Below are 11,892 nucleotides of genomic sequence, written 5' to 3'. Positions count from 1 at the left end.
GCCATCAACACGGCGGCTCCACCCGGCGCACCTCCCCCTGGCCTCGGCGACGACGGCCTGTCCGCTCCGGTGTGGCTCCGCCACGACCGGAAGGACCACCCTCGTGCAGCACCCCCACTCCCGGAGCCGCACCCGGAAGCTCCGCACCGCGCTGGCCGCCACCGCTGTGGCCGTCGGCCTGTGCACGGCGCTGATCCCCGGCGCGCAGGCCGCCGACAGCGCGAGAGCGGGCACCCTGGCCGCCGACAACCCCTACGAGCGGGGCCCCGCCCCCACCGTGTCGAGCATCGAGGCGCCCAGGGGCCCGTACGCCGTCTCGGACACGTCCGTCTCGTCGCTGCTCGTCAGCGGATTCGGCGGCGGCACCATCTACTACCCGACGTCCACGGCCGACGGCACGTTCGGCGCCGTGGCCATCTCGCCCGGTTTCACGGCCCGGCAGTCCAGCATCGCCTGGCTCGGGCCGCGGCTGGCCTCCCAGGGGTTCGTGGTCTTCACCATCGACACCAACTCGGTCTACGACCAGCCCGACAGCCGGGGCCGTCAACTCCTCGCCGCGCTCGACTACCTGACGGAGCGCAGCTCCGTCCGCGGCCGGATCGACAGCTCCCGGCTCGGCGTCATGGGCCATTCCATGGGCGGCGGCGGCTCGCTGGAGGCGGCCAAGAGCCGGCCCTCCCTGCAGGCGGCGATCCCGCTGACCGGGTGGAACACCGACAAGACCTGGCCCGAACTGCGCACGCCCACACTGGTGGTGGGCGCCGACGGCGACTCGGTCGCCCCCGTCTCCTCGCACTCGGAACCGTTCTACGAGTCGCTGCCCGGTTCGCTCGACAAGGCGTACCTGGAGCTGAACAACGCGACCCACTTCACGCCGAACAGCTCCGACACGACCATCGCGAAGTACAGCATCTCGTGGCTCAAGCGCTTCATCGACAATGACACCCGCTACGAGCAGTTCCTCTGCCCGCTGCCGCGGCCGAGCCTGACCATCGAGGAATACCGGGGCAACTGCCCGCACACCTCCTAGCGGTACGGAACCGACGGGGGCCGCCGGTGGCGGGCGACCGCCACCGGCAGGGTGCCCGGTGACGCGGAACGGCTGCGCGCTGTGCGCCCGCACAGCGCGCAGCCGTTCCCGCTGGGGGCCCGCCCAGCCCGCCGGACGCGGCCCTTCCGGACCGTGGTTACGCGGCAGTAAGTTGCTGGATGTGACCCCAGCGACGACCGTCCACAGTCCCCACCGGCTGTACGGCCGGAACGGCGAACTCGTTCTACTGGACCGGATGTTGTCCCGGCTGAGGCAGGGCCGCGGCAGCACCCTCGTCCTCACCGCACCACCGGGCCTCGGCCGTAGCGCGCTCGCACGCCACGCCGTCGAGGGCCGTCGCGAAGGAGCGGTCCTGCACACCCGGGCCGCCCCCGCCGAGGCCACGCTGGCCTGCAGCGGACTGCACGCCCTGCTCTGCTCCGCGATCGGGCCCCTGCCGCCGGAGGCCGACGACGCGACCCGCGCCGGGACCGCGCCCACCGCGCTGCTCGGACTGCTGCGGGCCCTCGGGGCCCGCGGTCCGCTGCTGGTCTGCGTCGACGACGCGCACGCCTGGGACCGCGACTCCCGCGTCGCGCTCGGCTTCGCGGCCCGCCGCCTCGCCCCCGGCGACCGGGTCGCCGTCCTGCTCACCGCCGGCGACGAACCGGGCGGCCGGGACGCCTTCACCGGACTGCCGCGGCTACGGCTCGGACCGCTCGACGACACGGCCGCCGGAGCGCTGCTCGACCACCTGACGGACGGCCGGACGGACCCCGTCGTACGGGACGCGCTGCGCCGCGAGGCCGGGGGCAACCCGCGGCTGCTGACCGCGCTCACCGGACGCCTCACCCCCGACCAGCTCGCCGGCCACGCGCCACTGCCGCACCCCCTGCCCGGTGCCGAAGCCGTCCTGGACGCGTACGCCGCACGGACCCGGGCGCTGCCCGCCGACACCCGCCTCCTGCTGCTGATCGCCGCGGCGGCGGAGGAGCACGAACCGGAAGGGGCCGGCGCCGACGCCGCGCTGCTCCTGCGCGCCGCCCGCCCGGCCGGCCTCGACCTCGGCCGGCTTCAGCCCGCCGAACGGGCGGGCGTTCTCCGCGGCGACGGCACGCGCCTCCACTTCGCCCATCCACTGCTGCGGACCGCCGTCCTGCGCGGCGCGCCGCTGCCCAGCAGGCGCGCCGCGCACCGGCTGCTGGCCGCCGCGCTCGACGGACCGCACCCGGCACGGGCGAGACTGGTCCAACTCGCCTGCGCGACGGGCGGTCACGACCCGGCGCTCGCCGATGCCCTGGCCGGGGCGGCGGCCGCACCCGGGCCGCACACCGACCGTGCCACGGCCCTCGAGCGGGCCGCCGAGCTCACCGCCGACGACACCCTGCGCGGCGTGCGCTTCGCGGTGGCCGCCGAGCACGCCTGGCTGGGCGGCGACCCGGGCCGCGCCCGCGCACTGCTGACCCGTGTCCGGACCGCACCCGCCCTGGGTCACGCGCCCTACGTGCGCGGCCTGCTCGCCCTCTGCGACGGACCTGTCGCCGATGCCCACGCGTTCCTGCTCGCCGCCGCCGCGCTCCTGGCCGACTACGACACCGCCCGCACGACCGCCGCCCTCCTCGCGGCGGCGGAAGCCGCCTGGGCCATGGGCGACGCCCCCGCCTACGCGGCCGCCCTGGCCCGCGTCCCGACGACGTCCGCGGCGAAACCGGCCCCGGGCCCGCCGCAGCCGCCCGGCGTGCCCGTACCCCTGACGCCGCGGGGCGTGCCCGGCTGCCCTTCGGGGCCGTCGTCGGCCGCCGACGCCCCGCCGTCGCGCCCTGCCTCCGGCCCACCGCTCCGGAGGCAGGGCGGAGGGACGATCACCGGGGGCGGCGCACGGGACGGGGCCGAGAGCAGCCCGGCCGCCGGGGCGGGGGCGGGTCCGGGCGGCGGGGGCACGCTCGGGCTGTACGTCGCCGGGATGCGGGACGTGTTCGGGGGGCGGACCGCGGACGGGCACGGGTTGCTGAGGAGGTGCGTCGAGGCGGGGGAGCGCGGCGACGATCCGGACGGGCTGCTGCGGTCCGCGGCCGCAGCCCTCGTCGTCGGTGACGTGGACACGGCGTGCCCGGCAGGCGCCCGCGCACTGGCCGCCGTGCGGGTCCACGGGCCGCAGGTGCTGCTGCCCCAGGCGCTGGAGCACCTCGCGTACGGGGAGCTGCGCGCCGGCCGGCACGCCCGCGCCCGGGTGCACGCCGAAGAGGGACTGCGGGCCGCCGGGCGGCTGGGCCGGCGCAACGCCGCCGCCCACCTCCATGCCGTGCTCGCCCTGATCGCGTCCGTCGAGGGCGACGCCCGGGCGTGCGCCGAGCACGCGGACGCCGCGGCCGCCGTCGCCGCGGCACACGGCCTCGCACAGGCCGGCGGCCTCGCCGTGTGGGCCGTGGGCCGTGCCGGTCTGGCGGCGGGCAGGTGCGCGGAGGCCGCCGCCCGGCTGGGCCCGCTCGTCGGCCCCGGGCCGCGCCGCGGCCACTTCGCGGTGCGGATGCTCGCCGTACCGTGCTTCGTCGAGGCCGCCGTGCTCGCGGGCCGGGCGGCCGGCGCGGCCGTGGCGGTGGAGGAGTTCCGGGCGTGGGCGGCGAGCACCGCGGACCCCCTCGCGCCCGCCCAGCTGGCCCGCTGCCGCGCCCTCCTCGCGCCCCCGGAGGAGGCCGCCGCCCGCTACGAGGAGGCGCTCGCCCACCACGACCGGGCGGGCGGCGACTTCGAAAGGGGTCGCACTCTGCTGCTGTACGGGCAGTGGCTGCGTCGGCGCCGCCGGACCAGTCGGGCGCGCGGTCCGCTGCGGGACGCGCTCGTCGCGTTCGAACGCTGCGGGGCCCGCGTCTGGGCCGAACGCGCGCAGGGCGAACTCCGGGCGGCCGGAGAGGCGGTGGCCGGTGACACCGGTGGCGGCCCGCTGGCCCGGCTCACCCCGCAGCAGCGGCGCATCGCCCACCACGTGGCGGAGGGCGCCACCAACCGGGAGGTAGCACTGCGCCTGTCGGTGAGTACCCGGACCGTCGACCACCATCTGCGGAACGTGTTCGCGCTGCTGCAGGTGCGCTCCCGGACCGAGCTGGCCCGCCTCCTGGACCGTTCCGGTTCCTGACCCCGCGCGCTCGCGTTGCTGGACCGTGATGAGAACAATGCCGCAAACACCTGGGTACCGACCGGGCGGTATGCCATTCTGCGAGCGTCAGGTAGATCCGGCGTGCCCGTGCCCGAGTGGACGAGGCGCGCCGGAGCGAGCCGACTTCTGGTGGAGGCCGCCCATGTCGAATCTCGTACGTTCGCGCGTCAGGGCGGTCCCCGCCCCGCACGTGGCTCCGCACCGCACCCGCTCCCTGCTGGACGCGGAGGCGATCGCCGTACTGCACCGTGCCGCACAGGTGCTGCTGGACGACGTCGTCGGCCTGACCACGACGCTGATCGGCGAGCTGCGCGAGCAGGAGCCCGCGTACCGGGCGGCGATCGAGGCGGACGCGTCCGAGGTGTGGCAGGAGGTGCACCAGTCGCTCCGGCACAACGTCGCCTCCCTGATCCGCCCCCGGGAGTGCCGGGACATCGCCCGGCGTACCTCACGGGCGATCGGCGCCTCCCGGGCCGAGCGGGGCATACCGCTCGACGCGGTGCTGCACGCGTTCCGGATCGGCGGCGCGATGGTCTGGCAGGGCCTGGTGGACGAGACCGCCAGACGCCACCCGGAGGACGTACGGCTGCTCGTCCATGTCGCGGCGGACGTCTGGAACTTCGTCGACGAGCATTGCGCCGTCGTCGCCGACGCCTACCGCGAGGCAGAACGCCGGATGGCATGGCGCCGTGAGAACCGCCTGCGGCTGACGACCGCGGCGCTGCTCGACGGCACGGCCCGTATCACCGACCTGCCCGACGCGTCGGCGCTGCTCGGTGTCCCGCAGGACGGCCGCTTCGTGGTGATCGCGGCCACCGACCCCCATCCGCACCCGCCCGGCCCGCCGGTCGTGCTGCCTCCGGGCACCCCGGTGGTGTGGCACTCCACCCCGGAGGCGGAACTGGGCATCGTCCATCTGGCGGACCCCCGGCCCGCGGCCGACGACCCGGCCGGGACCCGGGAGGGCGAGGCCGCCGCACCCGCGGGACCCGTGGACCCCGCGGCGCTCGCCGCGGGACTTTGTGCCGGTCCCGGCGTCCGGGTCGGCATCGGCTCGGCCGTCGCCGGGCTCGCCGCGATCGGGGAGGGCCGCAGACTCGCCGGCACCGCACTGCGGGCCTGCCCCCGCACCGGCGGTGTCGTGCTCCTCGACGACCACCTCCCCGCCGCCGTCGTCGTCTCGTCCCCGGACCTCGGCCGGGCGCTCGCCGAGCGCGTACTGGGGCCGCTGTACGGGATCGACCCCGCCGACCGGGACCTCCTCGTCGACACGCTCACCGTCTGGCTGGAGGCCGAGGGCTCCGCGCAGCGCGCGGCCACGCGGCTCTACTGCCACCGCAACACGGTCCTCAACCGGCTCCGCCGCTTCGAGCAGCTCACCGGCCGCTCGCTGTCCCGGCCGTCCGACGTCGTCGAGGTCTCCCTCGCGCTCACGGCCCGCCGACTCCTGGAGAACCAGGGGTAGTTCGGGATGTGGCACCGCACACCCCGGACCGCCCCCGCCTGTGCACGGGCACCGAAGCCGGACCGGACGCTGTACGCACTGCCGGCCGCACTGGTGACGTACCCGGCATGTCGTCCCATGTGCACCTCGCCGGACCCGTCGCGCAGGGCTCCGGGTTCGAGGGCCGCTCCCTGGCCCTCGTCGTCTTCCTCGCGTTCGTCACCGTCTCGCTCCTGCTCTGTGGCCTGGCCGCCGCGGACCAGGACGACCCGGAGCACTTCTACGCGGGCGGCGCCGCGCTCGGCCCGGCCGGCGGGGGGCTCGCCGTCGCCGGGGACTACGTCTCGGCCGCCACGCTGCTCAGCACCACCGGCTCCGTCGCCCTCGCCGGGGCGGACGGCATCCTCTTCGCCCTGGCCACCGTCGTCTCACTGGTCCTGGTGATGCTGGTGCTGGCGAGGCCCCTGCGCGGCAGCGGCATCTACACGCTCGGCGACTTCATCGCCGACCGGCTCGCCGACCGCTCCGTACGCAGACCCCTCGGGATCGCGTCGCTGGTCGTCCTGTTCCCGCTGCTCGTGGTCCAGCTCTCGACCGCCGGAAAGATCATGACGGCCATGTTCGACCTCCCGCCCGGCGCGCTCACCGGATGTACCGTCGCCAGCGGCGCCCTGATGGTCTGTTACTCCGCCTTCGGCGGGATGCGCGGCACCGGCTACATCCAGATCCTCAAGACGTTCGTCGTGGTCGCCGTCGTCGTGCTGCTCGCCGGTCTCGTCCTCGACCGCTTCGGCTGGTCACCCGTCTCGCTCTTCGACGCCGCCCGGCAGGGCAGCGGCCGGGGCGGCTCGTACGCCCTGCCGGGCCTGCAGTTCGGGCACGGCGTCGCCGGGTGGCTGGATCTGACCGGCTTCCTGCTCACACTCGTCATCGGCGCCGCCTGCATGCCCCACATCACCATGCGGCTGCACCCCATGCGCGGGGCCCGCACCGTGCGCCGTGCGGCCGGCTGGGCCGTCGCGCCCGTCGCCCTGCTGTGCGCCGGTGTCGTCGTCATCGGGCTGGGCGCGGCCGCCCTCGTCGGCCACAAGCATCTCCAGGCCGCCGACCCGGGCGGCAACACGGCGCTGCTCATGGTCACCACCGCGCTCGACCCCGGGGCCGGCGGCCCTGGGCACAGCCTGCTGTTCGCCGTGGTCGCCTGCGCCGTGTTCGCCACCACCCTGTCCACGGTCGCGGGGATCACCCTCGCCGCCGCGTCGTCCTTCGCCCGCGACCTCGCCGGACCGTCGGGCGGCGGCAGCCGGGGACACCGCTCGACGGCCGGCGAGGTGCGCCTGGCGCGCTGGGCGGTCGCCACCGTCGGAGCCGCCGCCGTGTTCGTCTCGACGCAGACGTACGGACGCAACCCGCAGGTGCTGCTCGCGTTCGCGTTCGCCGCCGCCGCGTCCGTGCTGCCGCCGGTCCTGCTGTACGCGATCTTCCGCCGGCACTTCACGGCCGCCGGCGTGCGCTGGGCGGTGTACGGGACGCTGCCGCTCGTCACCGTGCTGATGGCCTGCTCACCGGCGGCGTCGGGCACGCCGATCTCGCTCTTCCCCGACCGCGACTTCCACTGGTTCCCGCTCCAGACGCCCGGGCTGGTCACCGTCCCGGCCGGCTTCCTGCTGGCCCTGGCCGGCTCGGGACTCCTCCGACGGCGCCCCGTACCCCCGGCCGTGCCCCATGAGCAGAAGAAGGCACACGCCGAGTGGGCACAGGGCCGCTGACGGTCCGGGAACCCGCAGCAGCGGGCCGGCCGGCTAGAACCCGAGTTTCGCCTCGCGCAGCCGGGTGATCGCTTCCTCGTCGCCGTCCAGTTCGACCTGCGCGGCGTCCTGCCGGCCGAACGCGAAGAGCGTCAGTTCGCCCGCCTCGCCCGTCACCGTCACCACCGGAGTGCCCTTGTGCGCCACCACCGTCTGGCCATTCGACCTGCGCAGCACCAGACCGACGGGGGACTTCCGGCCGAGCAGCCTGGCCGCCTTCTCCAGCCGCGACCACAAGGCGTTCTCGAAGACACGGTCCAAGGGGCGCGGCGTCCATTCCGGCTGCGCCCGCCGTACGTCCTCCGTGTGCACGTAGAACTCCACCGTGTTCGCGGCCTCGTCGATCTGCTTGATCCCGTACAGGGACATCCGCGGCGGTCCGGTACGGATGAGGTGGACCAGTTCGTCGTACGGCTTCGCGGCGAACTCGGCCTGGATCCGCTCCGCCCGGTCCTTCAGCGCGTCGAGCAGTATCCCGCCCGCGGCGTCGGGCCGCCGCTCGCGCATCACCACATGCGCGGCCAGATCCCGGGCCTGCCAGCCGTCGCACAGGGTCGGGGCGTCCGGTCCGACCGCCTCCAACAGGTCAGCGAAGAGGAGCCGTTCACGCTTGGCATGGGTCGACATGGCCGCCAGCGTACGGCTGGGGCACCGGGTCCGCCCAGTGGACGCACCGCCGGCCACCGACTTCGGCACGGCACAATGGCGGGTATGACCAGCAGTGTCCCCGCCAGCAGCCTCGACCCGGCCGTCGCCGCCCGCCTCAAGCGGAGTGCCGACGGGCTGATCCCCGCCATCGCCCAGCAGTACGACACCGGAGAGGTGCTGATGCTCGGCTGGATGGACGACGAGGCGCTGCATCGCACCCTGACCACCGGCCGCTGTACGTACTGGTCCCGCAGCCGCCAGGAGTACTGGGTGAAGGGCGACACGTCCGGGCACGTCCAGCACGTCAAATCCGTGGCGCTCGACTGCGACGCCGACACCGTGCTCGTCAAGGTCGACCAGGTCGGCGCCGCCTGCCACACAGGGGCCCGTACCTGCTTCGACACCGACGTACTGCTCGACAAGTAGGGTCTGGCGCCATGGATCTCGAGACGTTCCGCAAGCTCGCCGCCGACCGCCGCGTCATCCCCGTCAGCCGCCGGCTGCTCGCGGACGGCGACACCCCCGTCGGGTTGTACCGCAAGCTCGCCGCGGAGCGCACCGGCACGTTCCTCCTCGAATCGGCGGAGAACGGCCGCTCATGGTCGCGCTACTCCTTCATCGGCGTACGCTCCGACGCCACGCTGACCGTCCGCGACGAGCAGGCGCACTGGCTGGGCACCCCCCCGGTCGGCGTCCCCACGGACGGCGATCCGCTGCACGCGCTGCGCGAGACCGTCGAGACCCTGCACACCCCGCGCGACCTCGCCTCCGGGATGCCGCCCTTCACCGGCGGCATGGTCGGCTACCTCGGCTACGACATCGTGCGGCGGCTGGAGAAGATCGGCCCGGGCGAGCGCGACGACCTGCGGCTCCCCGAGCTGACCATGCTGCTCACCTCCGACCTCGCGGTCCTCGACCACTGGGACGGCACGGTCCTCCTGATCGCGAACGCGATCAACCACAACGACCTCGACACCGGTGTCGACGAGGCGTACGCCGACGCGGTCGCCCGTCTCGACGCCATGGAGGCCGACCTCGCCCGGCCGGTCGCCTCCCCGCCCGCCGCGCTGCCCGCCTCCGAGCTGCCGGAGTTCTCCGCGCTGTGGGGCGGCACCGACTACCAGGCGGCCGTCGACGACATCAAGGAGCGCATCCGGGCCGGCGAGGCCTTCCAGGTCGTGCCCTCGCAGCGGTTCGAGACCCCGTGCACGGCGAGCCCGCTGGACGTCTACCGGGTGCTGCGGGCCACCAACCCGTCGCCGTACATGTACCTCTTCCGCTTCGACGGCTTCGACGTCGTCGGCTCCAGCCCGGAGGCGCTGGTCAAGGTCGAGGACGGGCACGCCATGGTCCACCCCATCGCCGGCACCCGGCCGCGCGGCGCCACACCGCAGGAGGACAACGACCTGGCCGACGAGCTGCTCGCGGACCCCAAGGAGCGTGCCGAGCACCTGATGCTCGTCGACCTCGGCCGCAACGACCTGGGCCGGGTCTGCGAACCCGGCAGCGTCGAGGTCGTCGACTTCATGTCGATCGAGCGGTACTCCCACGTGATGCACATCGTCTCCACCGTCACCGGCAAGGTGGCGGACGGCCGCAGCGCCTTCGACGTGCTCACCGCCTGCTTTCCCGCCGGCACCCTCTCCGGTGCGCCCAAGCCGCGCGCCATGCAGATCATCGACGAGCTCGAACCGTCGCGCCGCGGGCTCTACGGCGGCTGCGTCGGCTACCTGGACTTCGCGGGCGACTCGGACACCGCCATCGCCATCCGCACCGCCCTGCTGCGCGACGGCACCGCGTACGTGCAGGCCGGAGCCGGTGTCGTGGCCGACTCGGACCCGGTCGCCGAGGACACGGAGTGCCGGAACAAGGCAGCCGCGGTCCTGCGCGCCGTCCACACCGCCAACCGCCTGAGTGATCGAGCCGCCGGTAAGGGATAGTGGGGGTCGTGAGTGCTGTACCCGTACCCCAGCCCCGAGCCGCAGCCGCGACGGCCGCCACGAGCAGCCGCCGCAGCCTGGCCGCCGCCCTGTTCCTCGGCGCCGCCGGTTCGACCGTCGTCCTGCTCGCCGCCGGCCGGATCTGGGCGGAGGGCACCGCGTCGGTCGGCGGCGGAACCGTCTCCCTCGAGGCCAGCGGCTCCGACGTCACCGGCGTTCCCACGGCGCTCGCGATCGTCGGCCTCGCCGCCCTGGTCGCCGTCTTCGCGGTGCGCCGCGCGGGCCGTCTCCTCGTGGCCGTGCTGCTGTCCCTGAGCGGCGCCGGTGCCGCCACGGCCGCGCTCCTCGGCGCGACCGGCTCCGGCGCGCTCGACGAGGAGGCCGCCCGCATCACCGGTGACGTGGCCGCCGGCGTCGACGCCCTCTCCCACACCGTCTGGCCCTACGTCACGGCGGCAGGCGGTGTGCTGATCCTGCTCGCCGGGCTCCTCGCCCTCCGGTACGGCCGCGACTGGCCGTCCATGTCGGGTCGCTACGAACGCGACGGCAGCCCCCGCGCCCGCAAGGAGCGCCCGGTCGACCCCGACCGTCCCGAGGACCTGTGGAAGGCCCTGGACCGCGGCGAGGACCCGACACACGACGGATGACACCGGCTCGGACCCGTCCCGGACCGGAGCCCGGCCCGAGCCGACCCCAGATCGGCTCACGTCCCGGCGTACGGAACAATGAGAACGAGCGGGTCCGGCGCAGCACGAGCACCGGCTCACGACATCGCACTGGAAACGAGGAGCAACTCATGGCGGGCAGCAGCCACGGACACACCCCGGCCGCCTGGACCGGCAGCATCATCGCCTTCATCGGCTTCTGCGTCGCAGGCGTCTTCATGGTGGCGAACAGCCCGGCCGGCTTCTGGGCAGGCTGTGCGCTCATCCTGCTCGGCGCGGTCGTCGGCGGCGCCATGAAGATGGCCGGCCTCGGCACCCCGAAGGAGCCGGACGAGGTGGTGGAGGCCCGCAACCGCGCGGCTGCCCGCGAGAAGGCGACGGCCTGAGCACCGCGGAGCGGATGTCGCACGACGGCGCAGCCCGGCACGGCCGGGCTGCGCCGCTGCCGTTGAACGTGGACAATCACCGCGTGGATGCCACGCCTTCTTCCCCAGCCCCTCCGCGCCCCGCCGCCGCGCCGGCCCCGGCCCACCCGGCGGAGACCACGGCGCCGGCCGACGCCCGGGACCCGGCGGCCGGCCGCGCCGTGGACCCACCCCGGCAGGACGAACCCGCGGCTGCAGTGCCCCAGTCCTTGCCCCCGTCCGTGCCCCCGTCCGGCCCGGCGGCACCCTGGGCCGGATGGGGCCCGGGCACCGGTCCCTCCGCCCTCCACGCGTCGCTCCCGGAGCCTCCGCCGCACCCGCCCCACGCGTCGCTCGCCCGACGCCTCGCCGCACCGCTGGCCGCGATCGCGGGCGTCGCCGCCGCCTTCGCCTACGTCGGGACCGTCGACCCGAACGAACCCGGCCACTACCCCGCCTGTCCGCTGCTGCGCTTCACCGGCATCTACTGCCCCGGGTGCGGCGGACTGCGCAGTGCCCACGCGTTCGTCAACGGCGACCTGGCCACCGCGTTCGGCGCCAACGCCGTCGCCACTCTCGGCTACGCCGTCTTCGCCGTCGTCTGGGTGGTGTGGCTGATTCGCGCCGCACAGAACCGCCGCGTGAGGATCGGCATCCCGAACGGATGGTGGTGGGTCCTGGGCGGTGCGCTGGTGATCTTCAGCGTGGTGCGGAACCTGCCGTTCGGCTCCGCGCTCGTGCCATGAAGTCCCAGGTAGTGGGACAGGCCGCGACCGGATGCGGGCCCTGGGCCCCGCTG

Annotated in this window: 10 protein-coding genes; 9 read left to right on the top strand and 1 reads right to left on the bottom strand. The window is 74.9% G+C overall.

The features are described from left to right. Positions 1-103: 103 nt before the first annotated feature. The 4 genes from OGH68_RS08905 to OGH68_RS08890 all read left to right on the top strand — a co-directional run bounded on the left by OGH68_RS08905 (position 104) and on the right by OGH68_RS08890 (position 7,397). Positions 104-1,030, top strand: coding sequence for an alpha/beta hydrolase (locus OGH68_RS08905; RefSeq protein ID WP_264242797.1), 927 nt, complete (start codon positions 104-106; stop codon positions 1,028-1,030). Between the two features lie 181 nt (positions 1,031-1,211). Then, positions 1,212-4,163 carry a LuxR family transcriptional regulator gene (locus OGH68_RS08900; protein ID WP_264242796.1) on the top strand — a complete coding sequence of 984 codons (2,952 nt, stop codon included), beginning with the start codon at positions 1,212-1,214 and terminating at the stop codon, positions 4,161-4,163. Between the two features lie 163 nt (positions 4,164-4,326). After that, entirely contained in the window at positions 4,327-5,649 is a 1,323-nt protein-coding gene (locus tag OGH68_RS08895) for a PucR family transcriptional regulator (protein ID WP_264242795.1), read from the top strand. A gap of 107 nt (positions 5,650-5,756) precedes the next feature. Next, entirely contained in the window at positions 5,757-7,397 is a 1,641-nt protein-coding gene (locus OGH68_RS08890; protein ID WP_264242794.1) for a sodium:solute symporter family transporter, read from the top strand. Positions 7,398-7,430: 33 nt separating this feature from the next. Here OGH68_RS08890 and OGH68_RS08885 read toward each other — a convergent pair whose 3' ends face one another. Continuing rightward, on the bottom strand, positions 7,431-8,063 hold the full coding sequence (locus OGH68_RS08885) for a TIGR03085 family metal-binding protein (protein ID WP_264242793.1): 633 nt from the start codon (positions 8,061-8,063) through the stop codon (positions 7,431-7,433). Positions 8,064-8,147: 84 nt separating this feature from the next. Between OGH68_RS08885 and hisI the strand changes: the two genes are divergently transcribed. The 5 genes from hisI to OGH68_RS36380 all read left to right on the top strand — a co-directional run bounded on the left by hisI (position 8,148) and on the right by OGH68_RS36380 (position 11,839). After that, complete coding sequence (gene hisI / locus OGH68_RS08880; protein ID WP_264242792.1) at positions 8,148-8,510, top strand: phosphoribosyl-AMP cyclohydrolase; 363 nt, start codon at positions 8,148-8,150, stop codon at positions 8,508-8,510. 11 nt (positions 8,511-8,521) lie between these two features. After that, complete coding sequence (locus tag OGH68_RS08875) at positions 8,522-10,024, top strand: anthranilate synthase component I (protein ID WP_264242791.1); 1,503 nt, start codon at positions 8,522-8,524, stop codon at positions 10,022-10,024. Further along, the gene (locus OGH68_RS08870) at positions 10,024-10,671 is read left to right on the top strand and encodes a TIGR02234 family membrane protein (protein WP_264242790.1); all 648 of its coding nucleotides are present in this window, start codon (positions 10,024-10,026) and stop codon (positions 10,669-10,671) included. The genes OGH68_RS08875 and OGH68_RS08870 overlap by 1 nt, the downstream gene beginning before the upstream one ends. A 149-nt stretch (positions 10,672-10,820) precedes the next feature. Continuing rightward, positions 10,821-11,075 (top strand): HGxxPAAW family protein, encoded by a 255-nt coding sequence (locus OGH68_RS08865; protein ID WP_264242789.1) that lies wholly within the window; start codon positions 10,821-10,823, stop codon positions 11,073-11,075. Positions 11,076-11,158: 83 nt separating this feature from the next. Further along, positions 11,159-11,839, top strand: coding sequence for a DUF2752 domain-containing protein (locus tag OGH68_RS36380; RefSeq protein WP_413470954.1), 681 nt, complete (start codon positions 11,159-11,161; stop codon positions 11,837-11,839). Positions 11,840-11,892: the final 53 nt, after the last annotated feature.

The sequence above is a fragment of the Streptomyces peucetius genome, from assembly GCF_025854275.1.
Classification (GTDB): Bacteria; Actinomycetota; Actinomycetes; order Streptomycetales; family Streptomycetaceae; genus Streptomyces; species Streptomyces peucetius_A.
Note: the sequence above shows the minus strand (reverse complement) of the source record. Positions and strands in the feature narration are given on the sequence as shown.

Excerpts from the sequence above, each read along its gene's own strand:
- OGH68_RS08895 (WP_264242795.1), top strand. The coding sequence starts at position 4,327 with ATGTCGAATCTCGTACGTTCGCGCGTCAGGGCGGTCCCCGCCCCGCAC.
- OGH68_RS08890 (WP_264242794.1), top strand. The coding sequence starts at position 5,757 with ATGTCGTCCCATGTGCACCTCGCCGGACCCGTCGCGCAGGGCTCCGGG.
- OGH68_RS08885 (WP_264242793.1), bottom strand. The coding sequence starts at position 8,063 with ATGTCGACCCATGCCAAGCGTGAACGGCTCCTCTTCGCTGACCTGTTG.
- hisI (WP_264242792.1), top strand. The coding sequence starts at position 8,148 with ATGACCAGCAGTGTCCCCGCCAGCAGCCTCGACCCGGCCGTCGCCGCC.
- OGH68_RS08875 (WP_264242791.1), top strand. The coding sequence starts at position 8,522 with ATGGATCTCGAGACGTTCCGCAAGCTCGCCGCCGACCGCCGCGTCATC.
- OGH68_RS08865 (WP_264242789.1), top strand. The coding sequence starts at position 10,821 with ATGGCGGGCAGCAGCCACGGACACACCCCGGCCGCCTGGACCGGCAGC.